Annotated in this window: 17 protein-coding genes; 7 read left to right on the top strand and 10 right to left on the bottom strand. The window is 73.4% G+C overall.

Annotation, left to right across the window (positions count from 1 at the left end; genetic code table 11):
- Positions 1-140: 140 nt before the first annotated feature.
- From ABT154_RS05035 to ABT154_RS05025, 3 genes are read left to right on the top strand one after another with little or no spacing between them, the layout of a single operon-like run.
- The gene (locus ABT154_RS05035; protein ID WP_351852913.1) at positions 141-1,367 is read left to right on the top strand and encodes a PT domain-containing protein; all 1,227 of its coding nucleotides are present in this window, start codon (positions 141-143) and stop codon (positions 1,365-1,367) included.
- Positions 1,364-2,239, top strand: coding sequence for a sortase (locus ABT154_RS05030; protein ID WP_351852911.1), 876 nt, complete (start codon positions 1,364-1,366; stop codon positions 2,237-2,239). The genes ABT154_RS05035 and ABT154_RS05030 overlap by 4 nt, the downstream gene beginning before the upstream one ends.
- A 55-nt stretch (positions 2,240-2,294) precedes the next feature.
- On the top strand, positions 2,295-3,101 hold the full coding sequence (locus ABT154_RS05025; protein WP_317878297.1) for a phosphate ABC transporter ATP-binding protein: 807 nt from the start codon (positions 2,295-2,297) through the stop codon (positions 3,099-3,101).
- Positions 3,102-3,110: 9 nt separating this feature from the next.
- Here the strand turns inward: ABT154_RS05025 and ABT154_RS05020 are convergent, their stop codons facing one another.
- The 4 genes from ABT154_RS05020 to ABT154_RS05005 all read right to left on the bottom strand — a co-directional run bounded on the left by ABT154_RS05020 (position 3,111) and on the right by ABT154_RS05005 (position 7,889).
- The gene (locus ABT154_RS05020) at positions 3,111-4,283 is read right to left on the bottom strand and encodes a mannosyltransferase family protein (RefSeq protein ID WP_502969442.1); all 1,173 of its coding nucleotides are present in this window, start codon (positions 4,281-4,283) and stop codon (positions 3,111-3,113) included.
- A 199-nt stretch (positions 4,284-4,482) separates the two neighbouring features.
- Entirely contained in the window at positions 4,483-6,135 is a 1,653-nt protein-coding gene (locus ABT154_RS05015) for a phospho-sugar mutase (protein WP_351852908.1), read from the bottom strand.
- A gap of 344 nt (positions 6,136-6,479) precedes the next feature.
- Positions 6,480-7,283 carry a purine-nucleoside phosphorylase gene (locus ABT154_RS05010; protein ID WP_351852906.1) on the bottom strand — a complete coding sequence of 268 codons (804 nt, stop codon included), beginning with the start codon at positions 7,281-7,283 and terminating at the stop codon, positions 6,480-6,482.
- A 168-nt stretch (positions 7,284-7,451) separates the two neighbouring features.
- The gene (locus ABT154_RS05005) at positions 7,452-7,889 is read right to left on the bottom strand and encodes a gamma-glutamylcyclotransferase family protein (protein ID WP_351852904.1); all 438 of its coding nucleotides are present in this window, start codon (positions 7,887-7,889) and stop codon (positions 7,452-7,454) included.
- Positions 7,890-8,115: 226 nt separating this feature from the next.
- Here ABT154_RS05005 and ABT154_RS05000 point away from each other — a divergent pair, with 226 nt between their 5' ends.
- Entirely contained in the window at positions 8,116-9,555 is a 1,440-nt protein-coding gene (locus ABT154_RS05000) for an NAD(P)H-quinone dehydrogenase (RefSeq protein WP_317874136.1), read from the top strand.
- Between the two features lie 237 nt (positions 9,556-9,792).
- Positions 9,793-10,716 carry a DeoR/GlpR family DNA-binding transcription regulator gene (locus ABT154_RS04995; protein ID WP_502969441.1) on the top strand — a complete coding sequence of 308 codons (924 nt, stop codon included), beginning with the start codon at positions 9,793-9,795 and terminating at the stop codon, positions 10,714-10,716.
- A gap of 73 nt (positions 10,717-10,789) precedes the next feature.
- On the opposite strand, the gene ABT154_RS04990 is transcribed toward ABT154_RS04995, so the two are convergent.
- Both ABT154_RS04990 and ABT154_RS04985 read right to left on the bottom strand, forming a co-directional pair.
- A complete protein-coding gene (locus ABT154_RS04990; protein WP_351852899.1) occupies positions 10,790-11,335 on the bottom strand; it encodes a TetR/AcrR family transcriptional regulator in 546 nt (181 codons plus the stop codon).
- A gap of 81 nt (positions 11,336-11,416) precedes the next feature.
- The gene (locus ABT154_RS04985; protein WP_351852896.1) at positions 11,417-13,171 is read right to left on the bottom strand and encodes an acetyl/propionyl/methylcrotonyl-CoA carboxylase subunit alpha; all 1,755 of its coding nucleotides are present in this window, start codon (positions 13,169-13,171) and stop codon (positions 11,417-11,419) included.
- A gap of 384 nt (positions 13,172-13,555) precedes the next feature.
- On the opposite strand from ABT154_RS04985, the gene ABT154_RS04980 reads away from it, so the two are divergent.
- The gene (locus ABT154_RS04980; protein ID WP_351852894.1) at positions 13,556-13,984 is read left to right on the top strand and encodes a hypothetical protein; all 429 of its coding nucleotides are present in this window, start codon (positions 13,556-13,558) and stop codon (positions 13,982-13,984) included.
- Positions 13,985-14,048: 64 nt separating this feature from the next.
- Here ABT154_RS04980 and ABT154_RS04975 read toward each other — a convergent pair whose 3' ends face one another.
- From ABT154_RS04975 to ABT154_RS04965, 3 genes are all read right to left on the bottom strand, one after another.
- Entirely contained in the window at positions 14,049-14,663 is a 615-nt protein-coding gene (locus ABT154_RS04975; protein ID WP_351852892.1) for a nucleoside triphosphate pyrophosphatase, read from the bottom strand.
- A 44-nt stretch (positions 14,664-14,707) separates the two neighbouring features.
- Complete coding sequence (gene mmpB / locus ABT154_RS04970; protein ID WP_277922076.1) at positions 14,708-14,836, bottom strand: morphogenic membrane protein MmpB; 129 nt, start codon at positions 14,834-14,836, stop codon at positions 14,708-14,710.
- A 71-nt stretch (positions 14,837-14,907) separates the two neighbouring features.
- The gene (locus ABT154_RS04965; RefSeq protein WP_502969440.1) at positions 14,908-15,576 is read right to left on the bottom strand and encodes a TetR/AcrR family transcriptional regulator; all 669 of its coding nucleotides are present in this window, start codon (positions 15,574-15,576) and stop codon (positions 14,908-14,910) included.
- A 37-nt stretch (positions 15,577-15,613) separates the two neighbouring features.
- Between ABT154_RS04965 and ABT154_RS04960 the strand changes: the two genes are divergently transcribed.
- The gene (locus tag ABT154_RS04960; RefSeq protein WP_351852887.1) at positions 15,614-16,990 is read left to right on the top strand and encodes an MFS transporter; all 1,377 of its coding nucleotides are present in this window, start codon (positions 15,614-15,616) and stop codon (positions 16,988-16,990) included.
- A 68-nt stretch (positions 16,991-17,058) separates the two neighbouring features.
- Here ABT154_RS04960 and ABT154_RS04955 read toward each other — a convergent pair whose 3' ends face one another.
- Positions 17,059-17,271 (bottom strand): acyl-CoA carboxylase subunit epsilon, encoded by a 213-nt coding sequence (locus ABT154_RS04955; RefSeq protein ID WP_079044482.1) that lies wholly within the window; start codon positions 17,269-17,271, stop codon positions 17,059-17,061.
- Positions 17,272-17,283 lie beyond the last annotated feature (12 nt).

The raw sequence follows: 17,283 nt of genomic DNA, 5'->3' as shown, positions 1-17,283 counted from the left end.
CTGACCGCACACCGGCCGGGCACCCTCGGGTGCCCGGCCCCCGGCGTATCCCGCAGCAGCGATCGCCACCCACAGCCACCACCACAGCCACCGGTCACCACCCGGCCCCGCCCAGCCCCGCCTCGGAGGAACTCCACCCCATGAACCCGGTCGCACCCCTCAGATCACCCGTGGCCATGCTCACGGCGCTCGCCCTCCTCTGCGGCACGCTGGCGATCGTCCTGGCCCTGTCCACGCCCGCCTCCGCCCTCACCCGGCACGGCACCTTCACGCTCACCCCCGCCTCCGGCACCGTCGCGGCCGGGCCGGTCTCGCTCACCGCCGCCGGCCCCTGCCCCACGCCCGCCGATGCCGCGAAGCCGTACGTCAAGGGCGTCCTCGCCCTCGTCAACCCCGGCGACCCGACCCTCACCGCCCCCCTCGCCGAGGTGGTGCCCGGCGGCCCGCTGGGCACCACCCCGATATCCGGTGCCCTCGGCGCCCCCGGCACCGGCTTCGGCACCCTCCAGGAGCGGCTGCGCGAGATCGTGCCCTCCGGTCCCATGGACGGCCGCTACGAGCTGCGGCTCTTCTGCGAGACGGCGGACGCGGAGACGCGGGCCGAGTACTTCTCCCAGCTGATCGAGGTCACCGGGGACGACTGGGCGGCCGTCGGCCAGCAGGCGACCAATCTGACGGTCTCCACCGACAGCGCCCTCCCGCCCGCCGGCCGCCCGTTCCCGGTCCGGGCCGAGGTCCAGCCGGCGACCGCGGCCGGCACGGTCACCTTCCTCACCCTCGACAGCAACGGCGAGCCCGTCGAGCTGGGGACGAAGGAACTCGTCGACGGCAAGGCGGAGGTGACCGCCACCATGCCCGACACCGTCAACCTGGACATGGCGGTCCTGGCGCAGTTCACGCCGGCCGACCCCGCCGCGTACACCGCCGCCTCGTACCTCGCCGTGTTCACCGCGGGCCCGGCCACCACCCCGACCCCGACCGGCACCCCGACGGGTGAGCCCACGGCCACCGGCACCCCGACCGGCACCCCGACGGGCGAGCCCACGGACGGACCCACCGACGAGCCGACCGACGGCCCGACCGACGAGCCCGCCCCCGCGGACAGCACCGGCCCCACGCCGACCGCGACCGACACCGACTCCACCGGCGGCAGCGGCACCTCCGGCGGTACGGACACCTCGGGCGGCTCCGGCGGCGACAGCGGCTCCGGCTCCACCGGCGGCACCACCACCCATGGTGGCAACGGCTCGCTCGCCGCCACCGGCTCCACCGCCGCGTCCGCCGCCCTCGGCTCGCTCGCGCTCTGCCTCCTCGGCGCGGCGGCCGTCATCCAGACCCGCCGCCGCAAGGGCGGCGCCCGCCCGTGACGACCGCACCGCCACCCACCGCCCCCCGCGCCGGGCTCGCCCTGGCCGGGGCGGCGCTGTCCGTGCTCGCGGCGCTGCTCATCGGCTTCGCCGCCAACCTCACCGTCCTCGGCCACCTCCAGCACGCCCGCGACCAGTCCACCGCCTACGACGAACTGCGCGAGCAACTCGCCCTCGGCACCGCCCCGGTGGGGCAGCTCACCTACGACGGCAAGCCGCTCGTCCCCGGCGCCCCGGTGGCCCTGATCCGCATCCCCGCGCTCGGCCTGCGCGAGGTCGTCGCCGAGGGCACCACCTCCGAGGTCCTGATGTCGGGCCCCGGCCACCGCCGCGACACGGCCCTGCCCGGCCAGGCGGGGACCAGCGTCGTCATGGGCCGCAAGTGGGGGTACGGCAGCCCCTTCAACGACGTGCACCGGCTGCCCAGCGGCGCCCGCATCGAGGTCACCACCGGACAGGGCGAGGCCGTGTACGAGGTGACCGGCGTCCGCCGCCCCGGCGATCCCAACCCGGCGGCCCTCGGCGCCGGCCAGGGACGGCTCACGCTGATGACCGCGAGCGGCGGCGCGTACACCCCCGAGGACGTCGTCCGCATCGACGCCAAGCTGCTCGGCACCGCGCGGCCCAGCCCGCCCCGGCCGCTGCGCCCCGGCTGGATCACGGCGGCCGAGAAGCCCCTCGCGGGCGACCCCGACGCCTGGCCGGGGATCTTCCTCGGCGCGCAGGCGCTGCTCCTCGCCGCCCTGCTCGCCGTGTTCACCCGCCGCCGCTGGGGCGCCCGGCAGGCCTGGGTCACCGCGGTACCCGTCCTCGTCGCCCTCGGCGTCCTCGTCTCCGGCGAGCTGACCCGCCTCCTCCCCAACCTCCTCTGACCGCTGTGGAGTCCACACCGTGACCGATCTCGCCGACACCGTCACCCTGCCGCCCGTGCCGGGCACCGGACCGGCGGCCCCGTCCCGGGCCGCCGCCCTCGAAGCCGAGGCCGTCTCCGCCTGGTTCGGCGACCGCAAGGTCCTCGACCGGGTCTCCCTCGCCATGCCCGCCCGCGAGGTCACCGCCCTCATCGGCCCCTCCGGCTGCGGCAAGTCGACCTTCCTGCGCATCCTCAACCGGATGCACGAACTCACCGGCACCGCCTCGCTCGCCGGCCGGGTCCTCCTCGACGGCGCCGACATCTACGACCGGGGCCGCCGCATCACCCACGCCCGCCGCGAGATCGGCATGGTCTTCCAGAAACCCAACCCGTTCCCCGCGATGTCGCTGTACGAGAACGTCCTCGCCGGCCTGAAACTCGGCGGGATCCGCGCGGGCAAGGAGGCCAAGGACGACCTCGTCGAGGAGTGCCTGACCAAGGCCGGACTCTGGCGCGAGGTCAGGGACCGGCTGCGGCAGCCCGGCGGGGCGCTCTCCGGCGGCCAGCAGCAGCGCCTCTGCATCGCCCGCTCGCTCGCCGTCCGCCCCCGGGTGCTGCTCATGGACGAGCCCTGCTCGGCCCTCGACCCGACCTCCACCCGGCGCGTCGAGGAGACCATCGCCGAGCTGAAGTCCGAGGTCACCGTCGTCATCGTCACCCACAACATGCAGCAGGCGGCCCGGGTCTCCGACTCCTGCGCCTTCTTCCTCGCCGAACAGGGCACCCCCGGCGTGATCGTCGAACACGGTCCCACGGAGACCGTGTTCGGCTCGCCGGTCGACCCGCGCACCGCCGACTATGTCAACGGCCGCTTCGGCTAGGGCCGTTGCTCAGGGCGCCCCGTCCCACACCAGGAGCATGTGGCCGCCCAGCCACGCCGAGGAGAGCGCCGCCCCCGTGAGCACGAGGGCGGCGGCCGGCCGCCGGGCCCGGACGATCCCCGACGCGAGTGGCAGCAGCAGCGGGAAGCCCGGCAGCAGGAAGCGGGCCCGGGGGAACCACACCCCACCGCTGCCCAGCACCACCAGCAGCAGCACCCCCGTGAACACCAGCAGCGGCAGCGGCTGCCGGTCGGCGAGAGCGCACAGGAAGAGTCCGGCCGACAGCAGCAGCACCACCGACACCACGGACAGGAAGAACGGCTCGTACTGGGTGTAGACCAGGTACTTGCGCAGCGCCCGCAGGGTCATCGCGCCGCCGTCCCACTGGTTCCCCCACAGCCGCTGCACCTCGAAGTAGCCGTCCCAGCGCCCCCGTACGAGCCCCACCCAGCCGACGTACCCGAGCCAGCCCAGCGGGGCGACCAGGGCGGCGGCGAGGGCGCGGCCCTCGCGGCGCCGGCCGGCGAGCAGCCCCGCCGCGGACACCGCAGCCGCCACCGCGAGCCCCGTCGGCCGGGTGAGCCCGGCGGCGACCGCGAGTCCCGCCGCCCACGCCCAGCGCCCGTCGAGGACCGCGAACAGCGCCCAGGCGGCGAGCGCCGTGAACAGCGACTCCGTGTAGGCCGTCCACTGCACGGCGGCCACCGGCGAGGCACCCCACAGGACCGCGAGGACCGTGCCCGTACGGCGTCCCCGCAGCCGGTCGCCGACCGCGAAGATCCCCCAGGCGGCGGCCAGCGAGCAGACCACGGCCAGCCCGAGCGCGAGCGCGGCACGGGAGCCGGGGAGCACCGCCGAGAGCGCCCGGACCAGCCCGGGGAAGAGCGGGAAGAACGCCAGGTTCCGGGGGTACGAGGGCTCCGCCGTGTACCCGTGACCCGCGATGTCCAGGTACCAGAGCGAGTCCCAGGACCCGGCGAGCAGCGGCAGCAGCCCGTGCCCCTTCAGATGCGCCCAGCGGGTGAGCACCGCGAGGCCCAGCAGCCGTACCGCCAGATATCCGAGCAGCGCGGGGGCGGCGTGCCGCAGCGCACCGAACCGGGGGGCCGGGCGGGCGGGCCGGCCCGGGGCGGGGCCGGGGGTACGGGCGGCGGGGACGGACGGCACGGGGGTGACGGACACCGGGTCACCCTGGCGTGCGCCCCCGGCGTGCGGACCCCGCCTTACGTCACGTGCCGTACGGGGTTCACCCGGACGGGCGAAGGAAGGGGGAGGAAGCGCGGGGGACGCGGGAGGGGCCCGGTACGGGAGTGCGGGGAACGCGAGCGGGGCCGGTACGGAATCGCTTCCGTACCGGCCCCGTCGCTCGCTCTTCGGAGGGTCAGAGCCCCGCAGCCGCCGAGACGTCCCGCTTGATCGCGACCAGCAGCTCCGAGGCCTTCGCGCGGGCCGGCGCGAGGTCGACCGCCGCGGTGACCGGCACCACGACCTCCAGGTAGCACTTCAGCTTGGGCTCCGTACCGCTCGGGCGGACGATCACCCGGGCCTTGTACGCGCCCTCCAGGTGGTAGCGCAGCCCGTCCGTGGGCGGCAGCGACTCGGTGCCCTTCGTCAGGTCCTCCGCCGAGACCACCGTCAGACCGGCCAGCGACACCGGCGGGCGCTCGCGCAGCGCCGCCATGGCGTTCGCGATGACGCTCAGGTCCTCGACCCGCACCGACAGCTGGTCCGTGGCGTGCAGTCCGTGCGCCACCGCCAGGTCGTCGAGCAGGTCCGTCAGCGTCCGGCCCTGCTCCTTGAGCACCGAGGCCAGCTCGGTGACGAGCAGCGCCGCCGTGATGCCGTCCTTGTCGCGGACGCCCTCGGGGTCGACGCAGTAGCCGAGCGCCTCCTCGTAGCCGTACCGCAGGCCGTCGACGCGGGCGATCCACTTGAAGCCGGTCAGCGTCTCCTCGTAGCCGACGCCCGCGGCCTGTGCGATCCGGCCGAGCAGCGAGGACGACACGATCGATTCGGCGAAGACGCCGGTGGCGCCCTTGTGCACCAGGTGCGCGGCGAGCAGCGCGCCCACCTCGTCGCCGCGGAGCATCCGCCAGCCGCCGGTGACCGAGGCGTCGGGCACGGCCACGGCGCAGCGGTCGGCGTCCGGGTCGTTGGCGATGACCAGGTCGGGGTCCACGGCGCGGGCGGCCTCGAAGGCGAGGTCCATGGCGCCCGGCTCCTCCGGGTTGGGGAAGGCGACCGTCGGGAAGGCTGGGTCGGGCTCGGCCTGCGCGGCGACCAGCGCGGGCGGCGGGAAGCCGGCGCGGGCGAAGGCGGCGGTCAGGACGTCCTTGCCGACGCCGTGCATGGCCGTGTAGACGGTCCGCGCGGTGCGGGGGGAACCGGCGGTCAGGACGGCGTCCGTACGCTCCAGATAGGCGTCGAGGACCTCGTCGCCGAGGGTCTCCCAGCCGGTCTCGGGGCGGGGCACGTCGTGCAGCGAGCGGATCGCGTCGATCTCGGCGGCGATCTCCGCGTCGGCGGGCGGCACGATCTGCGAGCCGTCGCCCAGGTAGACCTTGTAGCCGTTGTCGCGGGGCGGGTTGTGGCTCGCGGTCACCTCGACGCCGGCGACGGCACCCAGATGCCTTATGGCGAACGCCAGGACGGGCGTCGGCAGCGGGCGGGGGAGCAGCGCGGCGCGCAGCCCGGCGCCGGTCATCACGGCGGCGGTGTCGCGGGCGAAGTCGGCGGACTTGTAGCGGGCGTCGTAGCCGATGACGACGAGGCCGCCGTCCCGGCCCTTCGCCTTGAGGTGGGCGGCGAGGCCGGCGGCGGCGCGGATGACGACGGAGCGGTTCATCCGCATGGGCCCGGCGCCGATCTCACCGCGGAGTCCGGCGGTGCCGAACTGGAGCGTGCCGGCGAAACGGGCGGAGAGGTCGTCGGTGGCGCCCGCCTCGATGAGCTTCGCGAGCTCCTCGCGGGTCTCGCTGTCGGGGTCCTCGGCGAGCCATGCCTGGGCCCGGGTGAGGAGATCGTCCTGCGTCACGGTGTGCCTTTCGGGGTGGGCGGGCGGGAGGGTGGGGGCGGATGCCGCTGCGCGGAGCCCTTCCCCACCCCGCCCCTTCCCGTAACCGGGGGCAGGCCCCCGGGCGCCCGGACGGCCTTCGGCCGTGCCCTCGATCGCCGGGCGGGCTGGATTTCAGCCCCGCCGGCGTTCGAGGCGCGGGGTCCGGGGCGGAGCCCCGGTTACGGGAAGGGGAGGGGCGGGGGAGAAGCCCCGCGCAGCGGCAGGCCGGCGGTCAGGGGCCGACCGGCGGCCGGAGGCCGCCGCAGCGCTCCGAAGCCCGCTCGGCCCCAGGGGCCGAGCGGTGCGAGGGGCGCGGGAAGAACTCAGATCCGGTCCAGGACCCGCGTCAGCAGCTCGCCCATCCGTGCCGCCGAGTCCCGTCCCGCCTGCAGGACCTCCTCGTGGTTCAGCGGCTCGCCCGAGAGCCCCGCCGCCAGGTTGGTGACCAGGGAGATGCCGAGGACCTCCGCGCCGGCCTCGCGCGCGGCGATGGCCTCCAGGACGGTGGACATGCCGACGAGGTCGCCGCCCATGACACGGACCATGTTGATCTCGGCAGGGGTCTCGTAGTGCGGGCCGGGGAACTGGACGTAGACGCCCTCCTCCAGCGTCTCGTCGACCTCCCTGCACAGCGCGCGCAGCCGCGGCGAGTACAGGTCGGTGAGGTCGACGAAGTTCGCGCCGACGATCGGCGAGGCGGCCGTCAGGTTGAGGTGGTCGCTGATGAGGACGGGCTGCCCGGGGCGCATGCCCTCGCGCAGACCGCCGCAGCCGTTGGTGAGGATGACCGTCTTGCAGCCGGCGGCGACGGCCGTGCGGACGCCGTGGGCGACGGAGGCGACGCCGCGGCCCTCGTAGAAGTGGGTGCGGCCGAGGAAGACCAGCGCGCGCTTCTCACCGATCTTGTACGAGCGGATCTTGCCGCCGTGGCCCTCGACGGCGGGCGGCGGGAAGCCGGGAAGGTCGGTGACGGGGAACTCGGCCTCGGGGGCACCGAGCGCGTCGACGGCGGGCGCCCAGCCCGAGCCCATGACCAGGGCGACGTCGTGGTTCTCGACTCCGGTCAGCTCGCGAAGACGTGCGGCAGCGGCCTCGGCGGCCTCGTACGGGGTGGCAGTTGCGTTCACTGACTCTCTCGCCTCGGGGAGGGGGGTCCGAGGTGCGCCCCGGACGGATTTGTTACGCGCAGAAGCGTAGCCGGAGAATGCCTACGCGCGTAGATGACGATGCCGACGGACATGCGATCGTTGTCTTGTCGTTTCCGACGAACGGGCGGGGCGACCGCCTCCGGCGGATCAACAGGGCCGCTTGCGCAACTCCATCACGTAGTCGTGCGGTGCGCCCGCCGACTCGGCCGCGTCGGCGACCTCGCCCAGGTAGCGAGCGGAGGGCAGCCCGCCCTCGTAGGCGTTGAGCACGTACACCCAGGCCGGTTCCTCGCCGTCCAGGGTGTGCACCCGGACCCGCATCCGGCGGTAGATGTCCAGGCCGACGCCCTCCCAGCGGTCCATGGACTCCTCATCCATGGGCGCGATGTCGTACAGCGCGACGAAGACCTGCGACCGGGGGGCCTCCGCGATGGTGGCCAGCGCTCCCTCCCAGCCCATCTGCTCGCCGCCGAAGGTGAGCCGCCAGCCGTTCAGCCAGCCGGTGCCGCGCAGCGGGGAGTGCGGTGCGCGGCGGCTCATCAGCCGCGCGTCGAGGTTGCCGGCGAAAGCGGCGTAGAGCGACATGGGACCGAGGGTACGGGAGGGGGCGGGGTGTCCGGCGAACTCCGAGGTGGCGGCCGTGGGGTCCGCCCGCGGGGCGCCGCGCCCCCTTCGGAGGCCCCGGCGTGAGACCGCGCCGGGCGTGCGCGAGAATGGGGTACGCACTTGAAGCGTGCGGGACAATGGCGTACGCACTGCATCCCAGCGGGGGGACCCCCCGGCAGAACGAGAGCGCGAGGCGTAGATCCCAGTGACCCGGATCGTGATCATCGGCGGCGGACCCGGCGGATACGAGGCGGCCCTGGTGGGCGCCCAACTCGGCGCGGAGGTGACCGTCGTCGACTGCGACGGCCTCGGCGGCGCGTCCGTCCTGACCGACTGCGTCCCCTCCAAGACCCTGATCGCCACCGCCGAGGTGATGACCACCTTCGACTCCTCCTACGAGGAACTGGGCATCATCGTCGCGGACGACACCCCGCACATCGAGCAGGCCGCCCGCGTCGTCGGTGTGGACCTCGGCAAGGTCAACCGACGGGTGAAGCGCCTCGCGCTGGCCCAGTCGCACGACATCACCGCCTCCGTCACCCGGGCCGGCGCCCGGGTGCTGCGTGGCCGGGGCCGGCTCTCCGGCCGGCAGGCCATGGACGGCTCCCGCCAGGTGATCGTCACCGCCGCCGACGGCACGGAGGAGACGCTGACCGCGGACGCCGTGCTGATCGCGACCGGCGGCCACCCGCGCGAGGTGCCGGACGCCAAGCCGGACGGCGAGCGCATCCTCAACTGGACGCAGGTCTACGACCTCAAGGAGCTCCCCGAGGAGCTCATCGTGGTCGGTTCCGGTGTCACCGGCGCCGAGTTCGCGGGCGCCTACCAGGCCCTCGGCTCCCGGGTCACCCTGGTCTCCTCCCGCGACCGGGTCCTGCCGGGCGAGGACCCGGACGCGGCGGCCGTCCTGGAGGACGTCTTCCGCCGCCGCGGCATGAACGTCATGGCCCGCTCCCGCGCCGAGTCCGCCAAGCGGGTGGGCGACCGGGTCGAGGTCACCCTCGCGGACGGCCGGGTCATCTCGGGCACCCACTGTCTGATGGCGGTCGGCGCGATCCCGAACTCGGCCGGGATGGGCCTGGAGGAGGCGGGGGTCCGGCTCAAGGACTCCGGTCACATCTGGACCGACAAGGTCTCCCGTACGAGCGCCCCCGGCGTCTACGCGGCCGGTGACGTCACCGGTGTCTTCGCGCTCGCCTCGGTGGCCGCCATGCAGGGCCGTATCGCGATGTACCACTTCCTCGGCGACGCGGTGGCCCCGCTGAACCTGAAGACGGTCTCGTCGAACGTCTTCACCGACCCCGAGATCGCCACCGTCGGCTACACCCAGGCCGACGTGGACGCGGGCAAGATCGACGCGAGGGTCGTCAAGCTGCCGCTGCTGCGCAACCCGCGCGCGAAGATGCAGGGCATCCGGGACGGCTTCGTCAAGATCTTCTGCCGTCCCGGCACCGGCATCGTGGTCGGCGGCTGTGTCGTCGCGCCGAAGGCGAGCGAACTGATCCATCCGATCTCGATCGCGGTCGACAACAATCTGACGGTCGAACAGATCGCAAATGCTTTCACCGTGTACCCCTCCCTGTCGGGTTCGATCGCGGAAGTGGCACGGCAGTTGCACACCCGTAAGTCGGCGGGCGAGGCGTAATCCGAGGGGCGGGCACGGCTCCCGCCTGCGGGAACGGTTCGCCGACCCGGACAACCCCCGGCAAGCCGGGGCATAGGTCCGGGGTGCAGGCGATCAACGACGGGGTCTCCCATATCACTTGGGGGCCCCGTCTGTGTGCATCTTCTGCAATTCGGCGCATACCGCTGAAAAGTATCGGCCGGTCACGTTACTGTCAGTTTCGTGTTCGCTGCAGAACGTCGCCAGTTGATCCTCGAAATGGTGCGAGCCAATGGGGCCGTGTCGCTCCGCGAGCTCGCCCGCGTCGTCCAGACCTCGGAAGTGACCGTACGGAGAGACGTACGGGCACTGGAGGCAGAAGGACTCCTCGACCGCCGCCACGGCGGTGCGGTGTTGCCGGGCGGATTCACGCGAGAATCCGGCTTCCCGCAGAAATCCCATCTCGCGACCGCGGAGAAGACGGCCATCGCCGACGTCGCCGCGAGCCTCGTCGAAGAAGGCGAGGCCATCGTCGTCGGCGCCGGGACGACCACGCAGGAGCTGGCACGCCGGCTCGCCCGCGTGCCCGGTCTGACCGTGGTCACCAACTCCCTGCTCGTCGCGCAGGCCCTCGCCCACGCCAACCGGGTCGAGGTCGTCATGACCGGGGGCACCCTGCGCGGCTCCAACTACGCCCTCGTGGGCAGCGGGGCCGAGCAGTCGCTCCAGGGCCTCCGGGTCTCCCGCGCCTTCCTGTCCGGGAGTGGACTGACCGCCGAGCGCGGCCTGTCCACGTCCAACATGCTCGCCGCGAGTGTGGACCGGGCGCTCGTCCAGGCGGCGGCCGAGGTGGTGGTCCTCGCCGACCACACCAAGCTCGGCGCCGACACCATGTTCCAGACCGTGCCGACGGACGTCATCACCCGCCTGGTGACCGACGAGCCCCCGGCGCACGACGACCGGGCCGCCACCGAGCTCCAGGCCCTCGCCGACCAGGGCGTGCAGATCGCCGTCGCGGGCACGGGCGCCGCCACCCCCACGGGCGGCGACCAGGTCCCCCCCGGCGCCCGGCCCCGCCGTGACATGCCGCTCCCGGTCCAGCGCGGCCGCATGGCGGCCGGTCAGTACCGGGGACCGGGCGGAGGGATGGCCGCCGAGACCCTGGAACGCACGGCGCGGATCGCCGACATGCGGCGCCGCTGACACCGGACCGCACCCGCCAGGTCCCGAGGGACCCTCCCCCAGGGGTCCCACGCGCCCGAACCCCTCCCGTACGTCAGTCCTTGATGCCCCGTAGCGTCAGCGCGAGCAGACGGTCCGCCAGCTCCGCGTCCTCCGGGCACTGTTCCGCCGCCAGTGCGATCGCGTTGGTCAGCTGCATCAGATCGCCGATCGACACATCGGCCCGCACGAGGCACGCCTCCCTGGCGCGCCCGAGCAGCCGCTCACCCGCGCCGCGCAGCGGATCGCTGCACCCGGCGAGTGCCGAACTCCGGTCGTACGAGGCGGACATCAGCGCGTGCGCGAGACCCCGGTACTCACCCGCGTGCGCGATCAGACTCCGAAGCCACTCCACCAGCGCCCCGCACGGCTCCGCGGCCTCGGCCAGCTCCGCCGAGCGGCGCAGCAGGGCGGCCAGGGCCTCCTGGAAGACCGCGTTCAGCAGGTCCGCCCGGGTGGGGAAGTGGCGGTACAGCGTGCCGATGCCCACGCCCGCGCGGCGCGCGATCTCCTCCAGGGGTGCGTCGGCGCCCTGTTCGGCGAAGGTGGCACGGGCCTCGGTGAGCAGGCGCTCGTGGTTGCGGCGTGCGTCGGCTCGCATGGTCTCCTCATCCCCTCCCCTCGACGAAGGGCCCGCAGGCGAGTGCCTGCGGGCCCTTCGTACCGTACTCGGTGCGACGGATCAGTCCTTGATGTCGCAGATCGAGGCGCCGGAGGTGACGGACGCGCCGACCTCCGCCGTCAGGCTCTTCACGGTGCCGGAGCGGTGCGCGTTGAGCGGCTGCTCCATCTTCATGGCCTCCAGGACGACGATCAGATCGCCCTCCTTGACCTCCTGGCCCTCCTCGACCGCGATCTTCACGATCGTGCCCTGCATCGGGGAGGCGAGGGTGTCGCCGGAAGCCGCCGGACCGGACTTCTTCGCCGCCCGCCGCTTCGGCTTCGCGCCGGCCGCCAGACCCGTACGGGCCAGGGTCATGCCGAGCGAGGACGGCAGCGAGACCTCGAGACGCTTGCCGCCGACCTCGACGACGATCGTCTCGCGGCCCGACTCGTCCTCGTCGGCGTCCGCGCCGGCCGGGGCGAACGGCTTGATCTCGTTGACGAACTCCGTCTCGATCCACCGGGTGTGGACCCGGAACGGGTTCGCGGTGAAGGCGGGGTCGACCACGACGGCCTGGTGGAACGGGATCGCGGTCGCCATCCCCTCCACCTTGAACTCGGCGAGCGCGCGGGCGGCGCGCTGCAGGGCCTGCTCACGGCTGGCGCCGGTGACGATCAGCTTGGCCAGGAGCGAGTCCCAGGCCGGGCCGATGACCGAGCCGGACTCCACGCCCGCGTCCAGGCGGACACCGGGGCCGGTGGGCGCGCTGAAGAGGGTGACGGTGCCGGGGGCGGGCAGGAAGCCGCGGCCCGGGTCCTCGCCGTTGATACGGAACTCGAAGGAGTGACCGCGGATCTCGGGGTCGCCGTAACCGAGCTCCTCGCCGTCGGCGATCCGGAACATCTCGCGCACCAGGTCGAGGCCCGTGACCTCCTCGGTCACCGGGTGCTCCACCTGCAGACGGGTGTTGACCTCCAGGAAGGAGATCGTGCCGTCGGTGCCGACGAGGAACTCGACCGTGCCGGCGCCGACGTAGCCGGCCTCCTTCAGGATCGCCTTCGACGCCGCGTACAGCTCCGCGTTCTGGGCCTCGGTCAGGAACGGCGCCGGGGCCTCCTCGACCAGCTTCTGGTGACGGCGCTGGAGCGAGCAGTCACGCGTGGACACGACGACCACGTTGCCGTGGGAGTCGGCCAGGCACTGCGTCTCCACGTGCCGCGGCCGGTCCAGGTAGCGCTCCACGAAGCACTCCCCGCGACCGAAGGCCGCGACGGCCTCACGGACCGCCGAGTCGTACAGCTCGGGAACCTCTTCCAGCGTCCGGGCCACCTTCAGACCACGGCCACCGCCACCGAACGCGGCCTTGATCGCGATCGGCAGTCCGTGCTCCTCGGCGAAGGCCACGACCTCGTCGGCGCCCGACACCGGGTCGGGGGTGCCCGCGACGAGCGGGGCGCCGGCGCGCTGTGCGATGTGACGCGCCGCCACCTTGTCGCCCAGGTCGCGGATCGCCTGCGGCGGCGGACCGATCCAGGTCAGCCCGGCGTCGAGGACGGCCTGCGCGAACTCGGCGTTCTCCGACAGGAAGCCGTAGCCCGGGTGGACCGCGTCGGCACCGGAGTCCTTCGCCGCCTGCAACACCTTGGCCATGTCCAGATAACTGGTCGCCGGAGTGTCACCGCCCAGAGCGAACGCCTCGTCGGCGGCCCGGACGTGCAGAGCGTCCCGGTCCGGCTCGGCGTACACGGCCACGCTGCCGATACCCGCGTCACGGCACGCCCGCGCCACACGGACAGCGATTTCGCCACGGTTGGCGATGAGCACCTTGCGCACGATGGCTCCCTCCTTGAAACAAGCTGAGTTTAGGGACTGCCGACACGGCCTTTCGACCCGTCCCCAGTGGTGAGCTTGCCCACACGGAGCGTGACCCCGGGCCCGCTCGGGTCGTGAATTCCCTTGTCGCACCACGGTACGCAGGGTTCCTTTACGGCACAGTAGCTCCGAGGTGTGGCGCAGGTCTCTGTTCGTCCGGCCAGTGGCCGTTCGGGTTTCTTTGTGGAGTCCCTACGAATGGCCCGGCGATTCTTTGCCGCGCCGCCGCCCGGCGGACCCGCGTCGCCCGCCGTGCTCGCACTCTTGTCCGGGGGTTTACCGACCAGTAGCCTTCGCGCTGTCGATCGTACTGTCGGTAACAGTCATGTGCAGGGGGTGGCCGAGGTGGCCCGCAGACCGATAGCTCTCGTGACGGCGGCGGTGCTGATCCTCGAAGCGCCCGGGATCGTCGTGATCAACGCGGTGATGGCGCGGTTCGTGAAGGCCCAGTCGATGTCCCTCGACGGCATGGACCCCGACGCGATGTCCACCGGCACCTGGGTGCTCGGCATCGTCTCCGCCGCCGCGCTCGTCCTGTGTGCCCTGGTCGCCCTCGTCGCGGGCGTCCGCGACCGCCGTCCCGGCCGCTTCGGCCGGGGCCTCCTCATCGGCTGCGCGATCGTGCACGGGGTGCTCGGCGCGGTCGCGGTGGGGCTGATCGGCTGGGGCGCGTTCGCCTTCCTGGTGGCCGTGCTCGGCCTGATCGTGCTGACGCTGGTGGCGTACGGCAAGGCCGCCGCCGAAGCCCGCGAGGAGCTCCCGGCGACTGCGTGACCCGGGCGACTGCGTGACCCCGGCGAAGGTGTGACCCCGGCGAAGGCGTGACCCGTCGGCCGCGTCAGGCCTCTCTGGCCCAGAGGTCGGTGATCCGCACATCCAGCTTCGCGAGCAGCGTGCGCAGCAGCGGCAGCGACAGGCCGATCACATTGCCCGGGTCGCCGTCGATGCCGTCGATGAACGGCGCCGAACGCCCGTCCAGGGTGAACGCGCCCGCCACGTGCAGCGGTTCGCCGCTGGCCACGTACGCCGCGATCTCCTCGTCCGTCGGCTCGCCGAAGCGGACCACGGTGGAGGCCGTCGCCGACTCGAAGCGCTTGGCGGCCGTGTCGTACACACAGTGACCGGTCTGCAGGATGCCGACCCGGCCGCGCATCGACTTCCAGCGGGCGGTGGCCTCCTCGGCGTCGGCGGGCTTGCCGAGGGCCTTCCTGTCGAGTTCGAGGACCGAGTCGCAGCCGATGACCAGGGCGCCGAACACCTCGGGGCGGGCGGCCACATGCGCGGCCTTCGCCTCCGCGAGGGCGAGCGCGAGCTCGGCCGGGGTGGGGGCGTGGACCTTGTCCTCGTCGACCCCGCTCACGATCACCTCGGGGTCGAGACCGGCCTGCCGGAGCAGACCGAGCCGGGCGGGGGAGGCGGAGGCGAGCACGACGCGGCGCGGATCAGCAGTCATGGGGGAAGCGTAGCCAGTCGCGGGGGCCGGTTCGCGTCGACTGCTCAGCGGGCGCCGACCACGATCATCGCCACCACCATCGCCAGCGCCAGCAGGACGCCCGCGCGGCGGAGTCTCTCCTGCATGTCGCGCATGAACTTCGGCGGCTGATTCTTCGGGTCGGACCACAGCATGCCTCCGATCCTGCGGCCGGGGTGGCCGGGACGCCTGAGTACGGATACTCAGGCGCCCCGGTGCCGATGGACTATTCGCGGAGGAACACCCCGTCCCGGGCCGCCGCCAGCGCCGCCGCGACCGCCCGTTCCGCGACGGCCCCGGTCAGCTCCTCGCGGGTGACCGCGAAGCGGTAGTAGAGCGGCGCGGAGACGGCGCGGAGCAGCTCGGCGGGGTCGGTCCCGGCCGGGATCTCGCCGCGTGCCGCGCCCCTGGTGACGGCGGGGGCCCATTCGCCGAGCCGGGTCCGGTAGAAGGCGCCGAGGGCGCGGGCGCACTCCTCGTCGCAGCCGGCCGCGGCGATGACGGCGCGGAAGACGGCTCCCATCCGGGGGTCGGTGAGGGTGGCGCGGACGAGTTCGGCGTTGGCCCGCAGGTCGCCCGGGAGGCTGCCGGTGTCGGAGGCGGGCAGGGACTGCTCGGCCATGTCGTGCAGGAGGTCGGTGACGAGGCCGACGGGGGAGCCCCAGCGGCGGTAGACGGTGGTCTTGCCGACGCCGGCGCCCGCGGCGATCCGGTCCATGTTGAGGGTGTGGAAGCCGGTGTCGGCGAGGGCGTCCAGGGTGGCGTCGAGGACGGCCCTGCGGACCTTCGCGGTACGGCCGCCGGGGCGCAAGGTGCCGGGCGAGGCCGGCTGGCTCTCGGTCAAACGGGTCTCCTGTTCCATTAACACCTTCGACTCTGCTACGGTACGGGACATCTTAACGGAACTAGTCTCCCATTAAGGGGTCACGCGTATGGCTGCCCTGGATCTCCCCACCGCCGTACCCGCCACGTCCGGCGTCCCGGACACCCGTATGACCGGACCCATGCGGCTGGTCCTCGCCGTCCTCCTCCTCGCCCAGTTCATGCTGGCCGTCGACTTCTCGATCCTGAACGTCGCCCTGCCCGCCATCGGTCAGGGACTCGGCTTCACCCTCGGCGGGCTCCAGTGGATCGCCACCGCCTTCGCCCTCGCCGCCGCGGGCTTCACCCTCCTCTTCGGGCGCGTCGCGGACCTCGTCGGACGCCGCCGCGTCTTCCTCGGCGGCATGGCGCTGCTCGGGATCTCCTCCCTCGCGGGCGGCCTCGCCACCGGACCGGGCCTGCTGATGGCCGCCCGCGTCGCCCAGGGCCTCGCCACCGCCGCCGTCACCCCCGCCGCGCTCTCCCTGCTCACCTCCTCCTTCCCGGAGGGCCCACTGCGGGCGCGGGCGCTCGGGCTCAACGGCGCCCTCATGTCAGCCGGCTTCACCACCGGCGCGATCCTCGGCGGCGTCCTCACCGATCTGCTCTCCTGGCGCTGGGCGTTCCTCGTCAACGTGCCGGTGGCCCTCGCCGTCCTCCTCGTCGCCCCCGTCGTCCTCAAGGAGAGCCGCCCCGCCGTCCGCCCCCGCCTCGACGTGCCCGGCGCGATCACCGTCACCGGCGGCCTCCTCGCCCTCGTCCACGGCCTCACCACCGAGCCGTGGGCCCTGCTCGTCGGCGCCGCCCTGCTCATCGCCTTCCCGTTCGTGGAGCGACGGGCCGCCTCACCCCTCGTACCGGTACGGATCCTCACCCGCCGCACCGTCGTCTGGGGCAATCTCGCCGGGCTCGTCGCCTTCGTCACCGAGACCTCGCTGGTCTTCCTGCTGACGCTGTACCTGCAGGACGTCCTGGGCTTCTCGCCGCTCGCCGCCGGCCTCTCCTTCGGCGTCCTCGGCGCGGGCACGGTGCTCGGCGGGGTGGGCGCCGCCCGCTTCATCGCCCGTTTCGGTGCCCGTACGGCCCTCGTCGCCGGCGGCCTCCTCCAGGCCGCCGCGACCCTCGCCCTCTACGGCCTCGGCGACGACCGGGGCAGCCTCTGGCTGCTGCTCGCCGCGACCTTCGCGGGCGGCGTCGGCAACATGCTCGCGATCGTCGGCTTCATGGTCACCGCCACCTCGGGCATCCCCGACCACGAACAGGGCACGGCGACCGGCCTCGCGACCATGACCCAGCAGATCGGCATCACCATGGGCACCCCGATCATGAGCGCCGTCGTCGTCACCGCCCCCGTACTCCTCGACGGCATCGGCCTCGCGGTCCTCGTCAACGCGGCGATCGTGCTGGCCGGAGCCCTCGCCTCGGCCGTGTTCCTGCGCCGTGCGTGACGGCGCGGTCCGCACGCGCGAAAGGCCGGACCCCCCGCACACGGGGTCCGGCCTTCCTGCGGTGGCGGTTACACGGGCCAGTACGACCTCGCCCAGGCCCGCGGGCCCGGCCGGTGACGTACCGCTCGTGCGATACGGGAGGGGTCCGACCACCCCTCCGGCACCGCCGGGCCGCCGCTCTCGGCGGACGCCGCCGCCGTCGCGGCGGCCCGCGCCTGAACCACCGCCAGTGCGGCGGCCAACTCCTCCGGAGTCGGGTTTCCTCGTACGACCCTGATCACAACGGCTCCTTC

Source organism: Streptomyces sp. NPDC001728, assembly GCF_040297565.1.
GTDB lineage: Bacteria > Actinomycetota > Actinomycetes > Streptomycetales > Streptomycetaceae > Streptomyces.
This window is presented reverse-complemented; position numbering and strand designations above follow the sequence as displayed.